Annotated in this window: 17 protein-coding genes; 10 read left to right on the forward strand and 7 right to left on the reverse strand. The window is 51.6% G+C overall.

What is annotated here, in order from left to right:
• Positions 1 to 1,449 (forward strand): N-acyl-D-amino-acid deacylase family protein, encoded by a 1,449-nt coding sequence (locus NC856_RS00730; RefSeq protein ID WP_264088489.1) that lies wholly within the window; start codon positions 1 to 3, stop codon positions 1,447 to 1,449.
• 51 nt (positions 1,450 to 1,500) lie between these two features.
• Here the strand turns inward: NC856_RS00730 and NC856_RS00735 are convergent, their stop codons facing one another.
• Positions 1,501 to 2,874 carry an MATE family efflux transporter gene (locus NC856_RS00735; RefSeq protein ID WP_264088490.1) on the reverse strand — a complete coding sequence of 458 codons (1,374 nt, stop codon included), beginning with the start codon at positions 2,872 to 2,874 and terminating at the stop codon, positions 1,501 to 1,503.
• Between the two features lie 293 nt (positions 2,875 to 3,167).
• On the opposite strand from NC856_RS00735, the gene NC856_RS00740 reads away from it, so the two are divergent.
• Positions 3,168 to 3,803, forward strand: coding sequence for a riboflavin synthase subunit alpha (locus tag NC856_RS00740; RefSeq protein ID WP_264088491.1), 636 nt, complete (start codon positions 3,168 to 3,170; stop codon positions 3,801 to 3,803).
• Between the two features lie 51 nt (positions 3,804 to 3,854).
• Here the strand turns inward: NC856_RS00740 and cfa are convergent, their stop codons facing one another.
• Positions 3,855 to 5,006, reverse strand: a complete 1,152-nt coding sequence (cfa, locus tag NC856_RS00745; protein ID WP_264088492.1) for a cyclopropane fatty acyl phospholipid synthase — start codon at positions 5,004 to 5,006, stop codon at positions 3,855 to 3,857.
• A 353-nt stretch (positions 5,007 to 5,359) separates the two neighbouring features.
• Positions 5,360 to 6,391 (reverse strand): HTH-type transcriptional repressor PurR, encoded by a 1,032-nt coding sequence (gene purR, locus NC856_RS00750; protein ID WP_264088493.1) that lies wholly within the window; start codon positions 6,389 to 6,391, stop codon positions 5,360 to 5,362.
• A 386-nt stretch (positions 6,392 to 6,777) separates the two neighbouring features.
• On the opposite strand from purR, the gene cydH reads away from it, so the two are divergent.
• On the forward strand, positions 6,778 to 6,867 hold the full coding sequence (gene cydH / locus NC856_RS00755) for a cytochrome bd-I oxidase subunit CydH (protein ID WP_264088494.1): 90 nt from the start codon (positions 6,778 to 6,780) through the stop codon (positions 6,865 to 6,867).
• 130 nt (positions 6,868 to 6,997) lie between these two features.
• Here the strand turns inward: cydH and NC856_RS00760 are convergent, their stop codons facing one another.
• Complete coding sequence (locus NC856_RS00760; RefSeq protein ID WP_264088495.1) at positions 6,998 to 7,786, reverse strand: C40 family peptidase; 789 nt, start codon at positions 7,784 to 7,786, stop codon at positions 6,998 to 7,000.
• A gap of 353 nt (positions 7,787 to 8,139) precedes the next feature.
• Here NC856_RS00760 and NC856_RS00765 point away from each other — a divergent pair, with 353 nt between their 5' ends.
• Positions 8,140 to 8,490 carry a Grx4 family monothiol glutaredoxin gene (locus NC856_RS00765; RefSeq protein ID WP_264088496.1) on the forward strand — a complete coding sequence of 117 codons (351 nt, stop codon included), beginning with the start codon at positions 8,140 to 8,142 and terminating at the stop codon, positions 8,488 to 8,490.
• Positions 8,491 to 8,559: 69 nt separating this feature from the next.
• On the opposite strand, the gene rnt is transcribed toward NC856_RS00765, so the two are convergent.
• Positions 8,560 to 9,231, reverse strand: coding sequence for a ribonuclease T (gene rnt / locus NC856_RS00770; RefSeq protein ID WP_264088497.1), 672 nt, complete (start codon positions 9,229 to 9,231; stop codon positions 8,560 to 8,562).
• Between the two features lie 177 nt (positions 9,232 to 9,408).
• The gene (gene gloA / locus NC856_RS00775) at positions 9,409 to 9,816 is read right to left on the reverse strand and encodes a lactoylglutathione lyase (protein WP_264088498.1); all 408 of its coding nucleotides are present in this window, start codon (positions 9,814 to 9,816) and stop codon (positions 9,409 to 9,411) included.
• 401 nt (positions 9,817 to 10,217) lie between these two features.
• Here gloA and NC856_RS00780 point away from each other — a divergent pair, with 401 nt between their 5' ends.
• The gene (locus tag NC856_RS00780) at positions 10,218 to 10,457 is read left to right on the forward strand and encodes a DUF1289 domain-containing protein (protein ID WP_264088499.1); all 240 of its coding nucleotides are present in this window, start codon (positions 10,218 to 10,220) and stop codon (positions 10,455 to 10,457) included.
• Between the two features lie 174 nt (positions 10,458 to 10,631).
• Complete coding sequence (gene slyA, locus NC856_RS00785) at positions 10,632 to 11,072, forward strand: transcriptional regulator SlyA (RefSeq protein ID WP_264088500.1); 441 nt, start codon at positions 10,632 to 10,634, stop codon at positions 11,070 to 11,072.
• A 122-nt stretch (positions 11,073 to 11,194) separates the two neighbouring features.
• On the opposite strand, the gene NC856_RS00790 is transcribed toward slyA, so the two are convergent.
• Entirely contained in the window at positions 11,195 to 11,662 is a 468-nt protein-coding gene (locus NC856_RS00790) for an outer membrane lipoprotein (RefSeq protein ID WP_264088501.1), read from the reverse strand.
• Between the two features lie 232 nt (positions 11,663 to 11,894).
• Between NC856_RS00790 and anmK the strand changes: the two genes are divergently transcribed.
• From anmK to tyrS, 4 genes are all read left to right on the forward strand, one after another.
• Positions 11,895 to 13,007: an anhydro-N-acetylmuramic acid kinase gene (gene anmK, locus NC856_RS00795; RefSeq protein WP_264088502.1), complete on the forward strand. Its 1,113-nt coding sequence runs from the start codon at positions 11,895 to 11,897 to the stop codon at positions 13,005 to 13,007.
• 114 nt (positions 13,008 to 13,121) lie between these two features.
• Entirely contained in the window at positions 13,122 to 13,430 is a 309-nt protein-coding gene (locus tag NC856_RS00800) for an MliC family protein (protein ID WP_264088503.1), read from the forward strand.
• 113 nt (positions 13,431 to 13,543) lie between these two features.
• Positions 13,544 to 14,227 (forward strand): pyridoxamine 5'-phosphate oxidase, encoded by a 684-nt coding sequence (gene pdxH, locus NC856_RS00805; RefSeq protein ID WP_264088504.1) that lies wholly within the window; start codon positions 13,544 to 13,546, stop codon positions 14,225 to 14,227.
• A 225-nt stretch (positions 14,228 to 14,452) separates the two neighbouring features.
• Complete coding sequence (gene tyrS, locus NC856_RS00810) at positions 14,453 to 15,730, forward strand: tyrosine--tRNA ligase (protein WP_264088505.1); 1,278 nt, start codon at positions 14,453 to 14,455, stop codon at positions 15,728 to 15,730.
• Positions 15,731 to 15,796 lie beyond the last annotated feature (66 nt).

The following is a 15,796-nucleotide window of genomic DNA, read 5'->3' on the forward strand; positions in this document are numbered from 1 at the left end:
ATGACGTTTGATGTACTGTTTCGCGATGTCACCGTGGTCGATGGCGTCGGCGCCGCCCCCTATAACGCCGACGTTGCGATCCGCGGCGACCGGATTGCCGCCATCGGCAAGCTTGGCGATGGCATTGCGCAGCGGATTATTGCGGGGGCCGGGCGTTGTCTGATGCCGGGCTTTATTGACGTGCATACGCATGACGACATCAACGTTATTCGTACCCCGGACATGCTGGCCAAGATTTCTCAGGGCGTGACCACAGTGATTGTCGGCAACTGCGGGATCAGCGCCTCGCCGGTAACCCTGACAGGCGCGCCGCCGGACCCGATGAACCTGCTGGGCGTGCAGGATGAATTTGTTTATCCGACCTTCGGCGCCTATGCGGACGCCGTTGAGCATGCACATCCGAGCGTCAACGTCGCGGCATTGATCGGTCATACCGCACTGCGGGCCAACGTGATGGCGCAATTCGATCGTCCGGCGGCGGAGCATGAACTGCAACAGATGCGCGCCGCGCTGGACGCCGCCCTCAACGCCGGAGCCATTGGTCTCAGTTCCGGGTTGGCTTACACCAATGCCAGACAAGCGCCAGCAACTGAAATGCAACGTCTGGTGGATATCGTCGGCGCGCATGGCGCGCTGTATACCACGCACATGCGCAACGAACACGACGGGCTGCTGGATTCGCTGCAAGAGTCGTTCAGTACCGCGCGTCAGGCTGGCGCGGACCTGGTGATCTCTCATCTCAAGTGCGCTGGCGCGGGCAATTGGGGACGAGCGCCGCAAGCCCTGGCCGCGCTGGAAAAAGCCGCCCGCGAGCAGCCGTGCAATTGCGATTGCTATCCCTACGCGGCCAGTTCCACCACACTGGATGCCTGGCGCGTCGATGGCAAGATGGACATCTTTATCACCTGGTCTGAACCGCATCCTGAGATGGCCAGACAGACGCTGAAAGACATTGCCGAACAGTGGGGCATCGACCAATGGCAGGCCACTGAGCGCCTGCGTCCGGCCGGGGCGATCTACCATATGATGAGCGAAGACGATGTACGCATGATTTTGGCGCATCCGCTATCAATGGTGGGTTCAGACGGTTTACCCAACGATCCGAATCCTCATCCGCGGCTTTGGGGGACATTCCCCAGAGTGCTGGCTCACTATTGCCGCGATCTGCAACTGTTCGATGTGGCTGAAGCCGTGCGCAAGATGACGGGGCTGTCGGCTGCACGTTTCCGCCTTCAGGATCGTGGCGTGGTGCGCGAAGGCGCATTCGCCGATCTGACGCTGGTCGACATGAGCAGGATTCAGGACGTCGCCACCTATCGCGACCCCTGCCGACAAGCGCCGGGGATCGATCTGGTGATGGTCAATGGTGTGGTCAGTTATCAGGGCGGGCGCGTGACAGGACGTCAGGGGCGCTTGTTGAAGCGCCAGTCTGCCGCTGGCGTGATGTAAAGGTGCGTGATTTCGCCGCATCACTCGCTAACACAATACCGCGACAAGCCGTTAGCGGGCCGCGCGCGCCAGAATGTCGGCTGGCGGTTGGCGTTGAATCCAGCGAATGCGCGTCACCATCATGATTGCGGCGGCGGTTAACCCGATAATGAATCCACACCAGAAACCTGCCGGTCCCATACGGGGAACGATATGATCGGTTAACGCCAGCACATAACCGCTCGGTAGCCCCAGAACCCAATAGGCGGTAAATGTAATATAAAAGATTGAGCGGGTATCTTTGTATCCGCGCAATACGCCGCTGCCGATCACCTGTACGGCATCGGAGATTTGGTAGATGGCCGCCAGCAACATCAGGTACGACGCCATTGCAACCACGTCAGGATCCTGATTGTAGAGCAAGGCGATAGGTTCGCGCAGCAGCGTGGTGAATATCGCCGTGCAGGTGGCCATGACCACCCCCGTCGCCAGGCCGGTATAGGCTGCGACATACGCAAGCCTGGTGGCGCCTTCGCCCAGCCGGTGGCCGACACGGATCGTGGTGGCTATGCCAATTGACAACGGCAGCACGAACATCAATGAACTAAAGTTCAGGGCTATCTGGTGACCCGCCACATCCACTACCCCCAGGGGAAGCACCAGCAGCGCGACCACGGCAAAGAGCGAGACTTCAAAGAGCAGCGCCAGCGCAATAGGTAAACCGAGCGAGAACAGACGATTCAGCGTTTGCCAGTCTGGTCGGAAGCGCGATTTCTGCAATTTGATGTCGCGCAACCAGACGGCTTTTCTGATATAGGCCATCATCAACAGCATCATGATCCAATACACCACCACCGACGCCACCCCACAGCCAACGCCGCCTAATGCCGGCATGCCGAATTTACCGTAGATAAAGATGTAGTTGATGGGAATATTAATGAGCAGTCCGATAAAACCAATCACCATGCCCGGTTGGGTTTTCGATAGCCCTTCACACTGGCAGCGTAACACCTGATAGAACAGGTAGCCGGGCACGCCCCACAACAGCGCATGCAGGTAGCCGATGGCTTTTTCCGCCAGTTCCGGCGAGCCGTTACTCATCAGGTTGATGATATATTCGCCCTGATATAGCACCGTCATGATAAGCAATGAGATCAGCAGCGCCAGAAAGAAAGATTGTTGAACCTGATGGGCGATGCGCTCCCGGCGGCCAGAACCATTCAACTGCGCCACCACCGGTGTTAACGCCAGCAATAATCCATGACCGAAAAGAATGGCGGGCAGCCAGATGGAGGTTCCGACAGCAACGGCAGCCATATCCGTCGCGCCGTAGGAACCTGCCATGATGGTATCAACTACCCCGATGGAAGTCTGAGAGACTTGCGCAATAATGACAGGGAACGCGAGTGCTAATAATTTGCGCGCCTCTGACAGATAATTCGGCACGAACACCTTCCTTGAATTGACTAACAAAATAACGGGATAATTAAACGCAGATAAACACGATAAATGTCGCCTGATGTGACAAGAGCGTTATTGTAGCGACTTGTCAGAAGTAAACTAGTGTATAGCGACCTAAATTCACAAATTTTTAACGACTGGCAAGGCGTCTGAGGATTAGATTATGGGCCACGAGGTTTGGTTTTCATCGAAAAATCGTGCACACTGCTTGACAGGCATGACTATTCTTCATCTTCATTCCGCATTCTATTTATATCCTTTTTCATGAGGCAAACCGTATGTTTACCGGTATTGTTCAAGGCACCGCGCCGGTGGTGTCCATTGTCGAGAAATCAAATTTTCGCACGCATGTGATCAAACTTTCTCCCGAATTGCTGCCGGGGCTGACGCCAGGCGCGTCAGTGGCGCACAACGGTTGCTGCCTGACAGTGACTTCGGTTGAGGGCGATTGCGTCAGTTTTGATTTAATGAAAGAAACATTGCGGTTGACCAATCTCGGCGACGTGAAGGCGGGCGACTTCGTTAATGTTGAACGCGCGGCGAAAATGGGCGATGAAATTGGCGGGCATGTGATGTCCGGTCATATCATCTGTACAGCGGAAGTGGTGAAAATTCTGGTATCGGAAAATAATCACCAGATTTGGTTCCGTCTGGCCGATGAGTCGCTGATGAAGTATGTGCTGCATAAAGGTTTTATCGGTATTGACGGGATTAGCCTGACAATTGGTGAAGTCACCCGTAGCCGTTTCTGTGTGCATTTGATCCCGGAAACGCTCAACCGCACCACGCTTGGGCAGAAGCGTCTGGGACACCGCGTAAACATTGAAATCGACCCGCAAACCCAGGCGGTGGTGGATACCGTAGAGCGCGTGTTAGCCAGCCAACAGATAAAAGAAGCCGTCAGCGAAGACTAAGACGAAATAAGCCGCGCGGGAATGCTTCCCGGCGGCTTTCTGCGCATTGAATTAGCGCGGCACGCGCAATTCGCCTTCAAAACCATTGGGACTGAAAAGCACCTGCCAAAGCTGGATGTTTCGCGCCCGGAAAGCACCAGCGCAGGAATTCAGGTAGTAACTGAACATACGACGGAAACGCGCGGAATAGCGATCAGAAAGCTGCGGCCAGCTTTGCTGGAAACGTTCATGCCATGCCATTAATGTGCGATCATAATCGGTGCCGAAGTTATGCCAGTCTTCCATAATCATGTGGGGCTCGCTGGCCTGTGCAATATGACGCACGGAAGGCACGCAACCATTGGGGAAGATGTATTTATTCGTCCAGGGATCGACCTGTAAATCGGTTTTATTCGCACCAATGGTGTGCAGTAGAAACAGGCCGTCAGGCTTAAGATTGCGGCTGACGACCCGGAAGTAGGTGTCGTAGTTACGTGGACCGACGTGTTCAAACATCCCGACCGACACCACACGATCAAACTCGTGGTTCAGATCGCGATAATCCTGCAACAAAATAGTGACATCCAGATCCTTGCATCGCTGCTGCGCTAATCTCTGCTGCTCAAGGGAAATCGTTACACCGCAGACGGATACGCCATAACGACGTGCGGCAAACTCCGCCAGACCGCCCCAGCCGCAGCCGATATCCAGCAATGTCATGCCGGGCCGGAGTTGCAGTTTTTCGCAGATCATCTCCAGTTTGTCTTCCTGTGCCTGCTCCAGCGTTTGCGCTTTTTTCCAGTAAGCGCAGGAATACTGCATACAAGGATCGAGCATCATTGAAAACAGATCGTTGCCTAAATCGTAGTGCTCTTTACCAACAATCCATGCGCGCCTTTTCGATTGGAGATTTATCAGGCGGGCCGCGGCGATGCGTAAGATATCTTTCAGGTGGCGGGGAAGCTTTTCATCCAGTCTGGCGCGAAGCACGCGGTGGAAAAACATATCCAGCCGTTCGCATTCCCACCAGCCATCCATATAACTTTCACCCAGCCCTAGTGAGCCTTCGCGCAAGACACGTTTATAGAAATCCGGGTTTTTTACGGTGATATCAAACGGACGTGAACCATTGATTTTGATATCGGCTATACTCAGCATTTCATGCACAATATGGAACCAGGATCCATTAGGGCTATCCAGTTCCTCTACATACGATGAACTCATACCTTACTCCCTACCTTGCCGTCGATAACCTGTCACAAGGAAAACATAGACAATTTTTACCCATAGAGTCGTGGTGGGATATCCCCATCGTCTAGGCTCTGAGCGGTCAGAGAAAAATGAAGAAGCAAAGCCGGTACGCAGATACGTAGTGGCACTCATCCTTAAGGTAAACCCGCGCTATCCGTTGGCACGTAAAATTTAAGGATAGTGAAGAAAAATAAAAATATTCAATTTATGTTGAAGGGTACGGCGATCAGTGTATGACTGCTTCAGCCGATGGACAAGCATAAATTGGCTGAAGCGGCATCAGTAAACATCAGGTAGTTGGCGTGATATAAGTAAATCGTCTGTTATCAGGCGTAACGACGATAATCGCGAAACGGGCCATCGGCCACAGAACGACGTTCAATCAGCGTCGGGTGGACTTCGATGACTTGCGCATCTTCGCGTTTGCTGGTGATACGGTCCAGCAACATTGCGAACGCGGATTGCCCCAGCCGTTCTTTGGGCTGGTGGATGGTGGTCAGCGCCGGGGTGAAAAAGCGGGAATGACGCACATTATCGTAGCCAATGACTGAAATATCCTGCGGCACGCGCAGCCCCAATTCATCAGCGGCACAGATTGCGCCCATCGCCATGATATCGCCGCCGCAGAAAACCGCGGTGGGGCGGTGTTTTTGCGACAAAATCCGGTGCATTGCCTTATAACCGGATTCCGGTTCGAAATCGCCCTGAACCATCCACGCCTCGCGCACGGCGATGTCCGCTTCGCGCAATGCTTTCAAAAAGCCCAGATAACGACCGCTCCCGGTGTTGCGTTCCTGAATCCCCGGGATCGCGCCGATATCCCGATGACCACGCTCGATAAGATAGCGTCCCGCCATATAACCACCCTCAAAGGCGTTGTCGATAATGGTATCGGTAAAATCGCTGTGCGCCTGGCCCCAATCCATGACTACCATCGGAATGCCGCGATACTCTTTCAGCATCGCGAGTAATTCAGGCGGATATTCCGCGCACATGACCAATAAGCCGTCCACGCGTTTTTGCGCCAGCATGGAAAGATAGGCGCGTTGTTTATCGAGGTTGTTGTGCGAGTTGCACAAAATCAGCGTATAACCTTTGGCGTAGCAGCTATTTTCAACGGCTTCAATAATCTCCGCAAAGTAGGGCGCTTCACTTGAGGTTGCCAGCAGCCCGATAGACTTGGTGTGATTGACTTTCAGACTACGGGCGACGGCGCTGGGTGAATAATGCAGTTCTTTAATCGCTGCTCTCACGGCGGCCCTGGTCTCTTCGGCGACGAAACGTGTTTTATTTATCACGTGCGATACGGTTGTGGTCGAAACGCCAGCACGTTTTGCCACATCTTTGATCGTTGCCATCTAAAAATGACTCCTGAACTTAGCTGCTATAGCCGTAAGTATATTGTTAATCGTTTGCTTGCGTGTAATGTGCTTCCCCTTGACGAAAAAACAGGATTTCAGAAAGGGGGTGCCGAATATTATACCTGAAGGGGACAGGGGTGACGTATTTCGACCAGAGCGCAACGCTAGCATAAACAGCGAATTTTGTCCGATTTGCCACGAAAGTGAAAGCGGTAATTTATACTGTTAGTGAGGCACGGCAACGAGATTTTTTATTTAAACTATGGAAAAATCGTTACCGTCCTGTCATTTGACGTATTAAGCCACTTTTCGGGGCTTTCAATCCCAAATGATGATCAGCCGTTAATTCCCATGATTTCAATGCCAAACAAAAGGAGAGACTTATGGATACAGATCTGAAGCTGTCACTGCTGGCAACGGTTGGCGCACTGGTAATGATTATAGTATTCAGCTTTACCGCGGTATTGAACTGACGGGGCTTCGCCTCCCCTTTGTTTTATCGGTATCTGTTCAGACACAGGCTGGCGCGTTCAAACTGTGTCTGAACCGGTTTTCTGTCCAAAGCTATTGCCGAGCGTAAGAAGCGCGGCACCGGCAAAGACGTTAACGCATTGTTTGCGGGGTAACCATCCGGCGTGCGCCGAGATAATGTTCCTGCCAGTAATCTTCATTCAACTTACTAATGCGTATATCCGCTCCGGTGCGTGGCGACTGAATAAATTTGCCATCGCCCAGATAAACCCCGACATGATCCGCCGTTCCGCGACTATTAATGCGAAAGAACACCAAATCGCCGCTTTCCAGTTCATTTTTCTTGATCGGGGCCGCGTCCCGCAAGTGGTACATTGCGTTAGCCGTGCGGGGGATGGGGATGTTAACCACGTCTTTGTAGGCGAAATAAACCAGTCCGCTACAGTCAAAACCGGTCAATGGCGATGAACCTCCCCAGCGATACGGCTTTCCCACCTGACTCATCAATTTGTTTATCGCAGTCAATCTGGCATGTTGATAACGTTTTTTATGCGCGGCGCTCAGGGGTAAACCTTTATTATCCGGCTTTTCTGTTTTCCCCGCGCCCATTTTGTTTTTTAACCCTGACGTTAACCGGATGCGGGGGGATACCTGTTTTATATTACTGACGGCGTGCGACTTTTTGAGCCCTTTTCTAACCAATGCCGGCGTAGAATGTTGGGTTCTTGACGATGTTTTTTTTATTGGCGTTGATGATGATTTTTTACGCTTCGCCGATTTGCTTTTCTTATGATCGCTCTCAATGACGCTTTTCACACTGGTTTTGCGCGGCGTTGAATTGGGGATATCGGGGGCTGCCTGCGACTGACTTAGGAATAGAGGACTAAAAAACAGAATAAAAAGCGTAATAAATAAGCGCATGATAAAGATGACCGAATATAAACCTTGATCGCTCAATCGATACAGTATTCCCGAAAGTGGCGTGATAAAAAAGTGGGAATGGTGAGTTTATTAATACAAAATAATGAAAAAACGTTAATAGTTATTTTTTTGGTGGAATTATCATCTTTGCTGGCGCAAATTTCATCAATGCGGATTATCGCTTGAGGCTGGCGCCACAAGATAAAACCCTACAAAAAATGGCGTTTTTTTGTGGCTACGGCCCTCGGTACAATATAAATTGAGTAGATCGCGTTGTAATGGCTCATCTGACAGAAGCCCGTGGTTAATGCACATGATGTTAGCCATCCTATAAGATTTAAGGAAGCAAGAGAATGACGACAACAACAATTGAAAAGATTCAGCGTCAGATCGCTGAAAACCCGATCCTGCTGTATATGAAAGGTTCGCCCAAGTTGCCGAGTTGCGGCTTCTCCGCGCAAGCAGTACAGGCGTTGTCGGCGTGTGGCGAACGTTTTGCTTATGTCGATATTTTACAGAACCCGGATATTCGCGCTGAACTGCCTAAATACGCCAACTGGCCGACTTTCCCACAATTGTGGGTTGACGGTGAACTGGTCGGGGGCTGCGACATCGTGATTGAAATGTATCAGCGCGGCGAGCTCCAGCAGTTGATTAAAGAAACGGCTGAAAAGCATAAGCCTCAGGCGGAAGATCAGGCATAAAGGCAACGGGTGCAATCGCGCACCCGTTATTTTTTATGGCGGATGTTCTGCCCGCGCCGCGTTTTTTCTTTAACTTGCTTCAGATTCCGCCTCTGACGAGTTCTCACCAAGCGCGATGGGCCATCCGCCCAGACGCTTCCAGCGATTCACCAGTTCACAAAACAGTAATGCCGTCTGATGGGTGTCGTAGAGCGCCGAGTGTGCCTGGCTTGAGTCAAATTCAATCCCCGCGGTAAGGCAGGCCTTCGCCAGAACCGTCTGTCCCAGCACCAACCCGCTCAGTGCTGCGGTATCAAAAGTGGCGAAAGGGTGGAACGGGTTACGTTTCAGGCTACAGCGCTCGGCTGCCGCCATCAGAAAACCGTGATCGAATGTGGCATTGTGCGCGACGATAATCGCCCGGTTGCAACCCTGATCTTTTATCCCTTTGCGCACCACCTTAAAAATTTCATGCAAAGCATCATATTCACTGACCGCACCGCGTAAGGGATTGGAGGGATCAATACCATTGAACGCCAACGCTGCGGGTTCGAGAATCGCGCCCTCAAAAGGCTCAACGTGGAAATGCAACGTCTCATCCGGCTGTAACCAACCATCCGTATCCATTTTTAATGTTATCGCGGCGATTTCCAGCAATGCATCGGTTTTGGCATTAAACCCGGCGGTTTCGACATCAATCACAACCGGATAGAACCCACGGAAACGTCCACTCAGGGCGTTCAGGTCATTTTTATCAGCCATTAGTCTCTTAATCTTTAGCAAAATGCAGCGCACATTATGGCAAATTTTGGTGAGAGATGCAGTAGCCCTGCTTATTTGACAGGATTTTGGCGGGCGGCGGGATGCGGCGGGATAATGTACGGCGAGGAAGGAAGACAGGCGTCAGCCTGCCTGATGCCTGTCGTTGTGTTAAATGACTTAGCTGCCAAGGCCCTGACCAGAGTGTGAATTTTCGATCAGTTCGATTTTATATCCATCGGGATCTTCAACGAAGGCGATAATCGTGGTGCCGCCTTTTACCGGGCCAGCCTCACGCGTAACATTGCCGCCTGCCTGACGGATACGCTCGCATGTGGCGGCGACATCATCGACACCCAATGCAACATGGCCGAAGGCATTTCCCATATCGTAGTGATCGACGCCCCAGTTATACGTTAATTCAATGACCGCGCCTTCGCTTTCATCGGTATAACCGACAAAAGCCAGATTATATTTGTATTCGGTGTTTTCGCTGGTGCGCAGCAGACGCATGCCCAGAACCTTGGTGTAAAAATCGACAGCGCGTTGTAGATCGCCAACACGCAGCATGGTATGAAGTAAGCGCATATTTTCCTCGATTGGCTACTGTGGTTGACCGCAACATTGCGGGTGAAAAAAATCGGCAAGAAAGGAAGTATAGCGTTGCGGGTATGTTGAGTCCAAGCCATTAGCCGGATAGATAAATGAAAACGAATATAGGACATTTAGGACTTCATTGCGCTGGTCGAACGTGAGATATTCGGTGTAGTGTGGCGATGGGCGAGGGCGTCAGTGGTTGTCATGAGTGACGATGCGCATTTAAAAAACAGGGGAGAATGCCGGTAAAAAGGCGTTCAGAACCTATCAGCGTGAAAAAAATCGTCAAATATAACAACGCCTACCTGATTTTTTTTATGGTTACTGATAGCTAAGGCTTGCCAGCCGGAGAGAACAACGCTTCAATAAATAGTGTTGTGGAGGGAGGTTCAGTGCCAGAGCAACTGGAACTTTTTGTTGTCCCCAACCCTTGTCGTGGTGTTTGCCAGTCCGATGAACGTGGATATTGCCGCGGTTGCTTGCGCAGCCGCAACGAGCGTTTTAGTTGGGGGCAAATGAGTGATACGCAAAAACAGGAGGTATTGCGTCTTTGCCGACAGAGAATGAAACGTCTGCAACGTACAGAAAAAACGGCGCCGCCAGTGGAACCGCAGCAGCCATCTTTATTCTGAACTTTAACGCTGGCCAATGTTCAGATAATAAAATAAGTCTGAGACCATTTTTTAGGACTTTTATTTGGTAGAATTGTTTTCACCATAATAATAAAAGCTGTTTTCCATTGTTATAAATCAGAGTTGATTGCAATCCAGGGATATAACTTAGTTCGCTAATTATAAGGAGAGGTGATGGAATTGCCATTAGGATCTGATTTAGCTCGTCTGGTGCGCGTTTGGCGTGCTCTGGTCGATCATCGACTTAAACCGCTGGAATTGACACAAACGCATTGGGTGACGCTACATAATATATATCACCTGCCGCCTGGTCAGTCGCAGATTCAACTGGCTAAAGCGATAGGTATTGAACAGCCGTCATTAGTCAGGACATTAGATCAACTGGAAGATAAGGGATTGATTACCAGACATGTTTGCCCACACGATCGCCGCGCTAAGCGCATTATGCTTACCGAGGCCGCCGAGCCGATTATTCAGGCCGTCAATGACGTAATTAGTCATACTCGTAATGAAGTGTTATTTGGCATCACGCCTGAACAGGTCGATGAATTGGCCTTGCTGATTGCGCGACTGGAAAAGAACATATTGGCTTTGCATGAGAGCCAGGTTCAATAGATTTGCCATAAACCGCAAAAAATAAAAATCCCGCAATGATTATCAAGATTATTATTGATTGTTTTGGCGGGGCTTGATAATTGACGGCAATCGCCGCTTAACGTGGTGATTGCCGTTATATATTAGCGCGGGGAGACGGTAATGCTACGGCCATTGCTTGCCATAGCGACGCGTTGACCTACGCTGAATTTCGTGTCGCCTTGTTTCTGAACGACCATGATGGTATTGCCGTCATCCCTGCGAATTTCCAGTTCAATACCCTGAGCTCGGTTCATGGCGCCGGTCGCGCTTTGACCTGCTACGCCACCTGCCACTGCGCCTGCCGCAGTCGCCAGGCTACGACCAGAACCGCCGCCAATGGTGTTACCCAGAAAGCCACCCAGAACCGCGCCGCCAAGCGCGCCGATGACATTGGAATCTTCACCTGCCTGAATTTGTACCGGACGGGTTGAGACAATAGTACCGTAAGTGACAGTCTGCACCTGTTTGGCTTCGGAGGCGCTATAGACATCTCCCGAAAGCGTACTGGTATTGGCGCAGCCAGCCAGTGTGACACCAGCCAGCGTAACCACAAGCAAACGCTTCATCATAATAAAGACTCCTGTAATGGCGAATATGTCGGGAAGGCAGCGCCTTGGCCGACGAATGTTATACCTGTAAATTATGGTATGGCTTAACATCACATTCCACTCTTTTTACGCTTTTTTGCAGACTATGATAGTGTGCGTAAACCGATGATAAACCAAGCGTGAAATTTTATTGCATCGGCTTTTCTTTGTCGTAATCATCCTTCTTTTTATCCTGCGGGAAAAAGGTTATGAAATGAGATCAGGCAGATACATTGGTGTAATGTCCGGGACCAGTCTTGACGGTGTCGATGTCGTATTGGCGGCTATTGATGAACATACTGTCGCGCAGCAGGCCAGTTATTGCCATCCGATACCCCAGGAGATCAAAAAAGCGGTGCTGGATATGTGTCAGGGGCAAAGGGTAACCCTCGCTGCGCTGGGGCAGTTGGATACTCGTCTGGGATTGCTTTTCGCCGATGCCGTGCAAGCATTGCTCCGGGAAACCGGGCTGAATCCACAGGATGTGACCGCCATTGGTTGCCATGGGCAGACCGTCTGGCATGAGCCGAATGGTGACGCGCCTTGTACCTTACAGATAGGCGATAACAATCGCATCGCCGCGATGACCGGGATTACCACCGTGGGAGATTTTCGTCGCCGTGATCTGGCCTATGGCGGGCAGGGCGCGCCACTGGTTCCTGCTTTCCATCACGCGCTGTTATCGCACCCGAGCGAGCGCCGCATCGTGCTCAATATCGGCGGTATTGCGAATATATCGTTGCTGGTGCCGGGCGCGGCGGTTCGCGGTTATGACACCGGGCCGGGGAATATGCTGCTGGATGCCTGGATCTGGCGTCATTGCGCCAGACCTTATGATAAAGACGCGCAATGGGCTCAGTCAGGACAGGTTAACATATTGTTATTGCAACGATTTCTTTCAGATCCCTATTTTTCTCAACCGGCGCCGAAAAGCACTGGCCGTGAATATTTCAATATGGGGTGGCTGGAGAGAAAACTGGCGGGGCTACCACCAATCGCGCCGCAGGATGTGCAGGCCACGCTGACGGAGTTGACTGCCGTGAGTATCGCCGATCAGGTACTGTTGACCGGCGGTTGCGAGCGTCTTTTGGTGTGCGGCGGCGGCGCCAGAAACCCGCAGACCCTCTTTCGCCTTTCTGCGCTGTTGCCAGGAATTGAAGTCAGCACCACCGATGAATTCGGTGTGAGCGTTGATGATATGGAAGCGCTGGCTTTTGCCTGGCTTGCTTCTCGTACCTTATCCGGGTTGCCGGGTAATCTGCCTTCGGTAACTGGAGCGAGTCAGGAAACGCTGCTTGGCGCCATTTATCCGGTCATAAGAGATTAATCGGATTTTGCTGAGATCTCAGGCGATCGCCTATTGTTAAACTGATGCCATAAAAATGAGATGTTACCGCTTGGTATGCATTTTTCGCACGCCAAAAACAACAGGAGATAAGTCATGCAACGAGTGTTGACGGGGATGGCGCTGGTTCTGTTAAGCGGATGCAGTTACTTCGCCGCTAAACCGACAGTGGAAACGCTGCATTATCAATGTGGAACGATGCCGTTGACGGTCACGATGCTGCCCGGCGAGACGTCGTCGCAGGTGAGTTTCCTGCTGGATGGCGAGCGTCATGTTTTACCTCAGGTGGTATCCGCTTCGGGAGCAAAATACAGCGACGGCACATACACCTTTTGGAGCAAAGGCAATCAGGCCTTTGTACAACGGGGGGAGCGTGTCATCGTTGATGACTGTACTTTGAATTAATCGGAACGTGACGTCATGAGGCAAGCACGCTGCTGATTGAGATTTCCGGGGGACAGGCGCAAAATGAGAGTCACTATGCATTTCTGAATCCGATATTGCCACAGCAGGACATTATGACACAGCAAAGTACACCTTCCGATAAAACACCGCTGATTCAGGACGCCGATATTGCCGACCTGCGCCGTGAATATACGCGCGGAGGCTTGCGTCGCAGCGATCTGACCGATAATCCGCTGGACTTGTTTGAGCGCTGGCTGAGACAGGCTTGCGATGCAAGACTGGCTGACCCGACGGCTATGTCGGTGGCGACCGTCGACGAACAGGGACAACCCTATCAACGTATCGTGTTATTAAAGCATTACGATGAAAAAGGCATGGTGTTTTACACCAATCTTGGCAGCCGTAAAGCGCTTCACCTGGCACACAATTCTCGAATCAGTTTGCTTTTTCCCTGGCATATGCTGGAGCGGCAGGTGATGGTGCTGGGCCGCGCCGAAAAACTGCCGCCGCTGGACGTGCTCAAGTATTTCCACAGTCGCCCCAAGGACAGTCAGATTGGCGCCTGGGTTTCAAAGCAGTCCAGTCGGATTTCGACACGCGGCGTGCTGGAAAGCAAATTCCTTGAGCTGAAACAGAAATTTAAAAATGGCGAGGTGCCGCTCCCCAGTTTCTGGGGCGGTTTTCGCGTCACCATCGATTCAATGGAATTCTGGCAGGGTGGCGAACATCGTCTGCATGATCGGTTTTTCTATCAGCGGCAGGGTGATGGCTGGCAAGTTGATCGTTTAGCGCCCTGATCTTTAAATATCCTCGTTAAACTCTGGCGCTCCTGTCGTGAGCGCTTTATCCTATGGGGTTTCGCGCCAACTGCGTATTTTTTGCCGGAATGGGCGATTAACCCGATGTTTCAGCCCAGAATTTGAACGGGATGATGATAACCAAAGTAAGGTGCGTGGCGGCCGACGAGCAGGCGTCATGCCTTGCATGTCACACTATATTTTTGCATAAAAATGGAGTTATCGATGGCGAGTAGTAACCTGATTAAACAACTGCAAGAGCGGGGCCTGATTGCCCAGGTGACGGACGAGGAAGCGTTGGCGGAGCGACTGGCGCAAGGGCCGGTTGCACTGTATTGCGGCTTCGATCCTACCGCCGACAGCTTGCATTTGGGGCATCTGGTGCCACTGCTTTGCCTGAAGCGCTTCCAGTTAGCGGGACACAAACCCGTAGCGTTGGTCGGCGGGGCGACAGGGTTGATTGGCGACCCAAGCTTCAAAGCGACGGAGCGTAAGCTGAATACGGTGGATACCGTGAGTGAGTGGGTTGAGAAAATCCGCCGTCAGGTGTCGCCGTTTCTGGATTTTGACTGCGGTGAAAACAGCGCGATCGCCGCTAACAACTATGACTGGTTCGGCAGTATGAATGTGCTCGATTTCCTGCGCGATATCGGCAAGCATTTTTCTGTTAACCAGATGATTAATAAAGAAGCCGTCAAACAGCGTTTGAACCGTGACGATGTGGGGATCTCGTTTACCGAGTTCTCCTACAACTTGCTTCAGGGCTATGATTTCGCCTGCCTGAATAAGCAATATCAGGTTGAACTGCAAATTGGCGGCTCCGATCAGTGGGGCAACATTACGTCGGGTATTGATTTGACCCGCCGGATGAATCAGAAGCAGGTCTTTGGTATGACTGTCCCGTTGATCACCAAGTCAGACGGCACCAAATTCGGTAAAACGGAAGGCGGCGCAATCTGGTTGGATGCCAGCAAAACCAGCCCTTACAAATTCTATCAATTCTGGATTAACACCGCGGATGCGGATGTTTACCGTTTCCTGAAATTTTTCACGTTCATGAGTTTGGAAGCGATCAACGCGCTGGAAGAAGAAGACAACAACAGCGGCAAAGCACCGCGCGCGCAGTATGTGCTGGCCGAAGAGGTAACCCGCATGGTTCACGGTGAGGCCGGCTTGTCCGCTGCACGCCGTATCACCCAAAGCCTGTTCTCTGGTTCATTGCAGGATATGACGCAGGATGATTTCGCGCAGTTGGCGCAGGATGGCATGCCGATAATTGAATTGGCGCGCGATGCCGATTTGCAGCAGGCGTTGGTCAGTGCGGCGTTGGTGCCGTCGCGCGGTCAGGCTCGTACCATGATTTCCTCTAACGCGGTGACGATTAACGGTGAAAAACAGGCTAACCCTGAATATATCTTCAGTGAATCCGATCGTCTGTTTGCGCGCTATACGTTGTTGCGTCGAGGCAAAAAGCACTATTGTCTGATCTGCTGGAAAGCATAAGAAAAACCAATAAGGGAGCGTCGGCTCCCTTAATTTTGTCGGTCGGTTATTAACGCGCTGATGCGC

The organism is Brenneria izbisi, assembly GCF_025840185.1.
GTDB lineage: Bacteria > Pseudomonadota > Gammaproteobacteria > Enterobacterales > Enterobacteriaceae > Brenneria > Brenneria izbisi.

Coding starts and splice junctions, on each gene's coding strand:
- NC856_RS00730 (WP_264088489.1), top strand. CDS start 1: ATGACGTTTGATGTACTGTTTCGCGATGTCACCGTGGTCGATGGCGTC.
- NC856_RS00740 (WP_264088491.1), top strand. CDS start 3,168: ATGTTTACCGGTATTGTTCAAGGCACCGCGCCGGTGGTGTCCATTGTC.
- cfa (WP_264088492.1), bottom strand. CDS start 5,006: ATGAGTTCATCGTATGTAGAGGAACTGGATAGCCCTAATGGATCCTGG.
- purR (WP_264088493.1), bottom strand. CDS start 6,391: ATGGCAACGATCAAAGATGTGGCAAAACGTGCTGGCGTTTCGACCACA.
- cydH (WP_264088494.1), top strand. CDS start 6,778: ATGGATACAGATCTGAAGCTGTCACTGCTGGCAACGGTTGGCGCACTG.
- NC856_RS00760 (WP_264088495.1), bottom strand. CDS start 7,786: ATGCGCTTATTTATTACGCTTTTTATTCTGTTTTTTAGTCCTCTATTC.
- NC856_RS00765 (WP_264088496.1), top strand. CDS start 8,140: ATGACGACAACAACAATTGAAAAGATTCAGCGTCAGATCGCTGAAAAC.
- rnt (WP_264088497.1), bottom strand. CDS start 9,231: ATGGCTGATAAAAATGACCTGAACGCCCTGAGTGGACGTTTCCGTGGG.
- gloA (WP_264088498.1), bottom strand. CDS start 9,816: ATGCGCTTACTTCATACCATGCTGCGTGTTGGCGATCTACAACGCGCT.
- slyA (WP_264088500.1), top strand. CDS start 10,632: ATGGAATTGCCATTAGGATCTGATTTAGCTCGTCTGGTGCGCGTTTGG.
- NC856_RS00790 (WP_264088501.1), bottom strand. CDS start 11,662: ATGATGAAGCGTTTGCTTGTGGTTACGCTGGCTGGTGTCACACTGGCT.
- anmK (WP_264088502.1), top strand. CDS start 11,895: ATGAGATCAGGCAGATACATTGGTGTAATGTCCGGGACCAGTCTTGAC.
- NC856_RS00800 (WP_264088503.1), top strand. CDS start 13,122: ATGCAACGAGTGTTGACGGGGATGGCGCTGGTTCTGTTAAGCGGATGC.
- pdxH (WP_264088504.1), top strand. CDS start 13,544: ATGACACAGCAAAGTACACCTTCCGATAAAACACCGCTGATTCAGGAC.
- tyrS (WP_264088505.1), top strand. CDS start 14,453: ATGGCGAGTAGTAACCTGATTAAACAACTGCAAGAGCGGGGCCTGATT.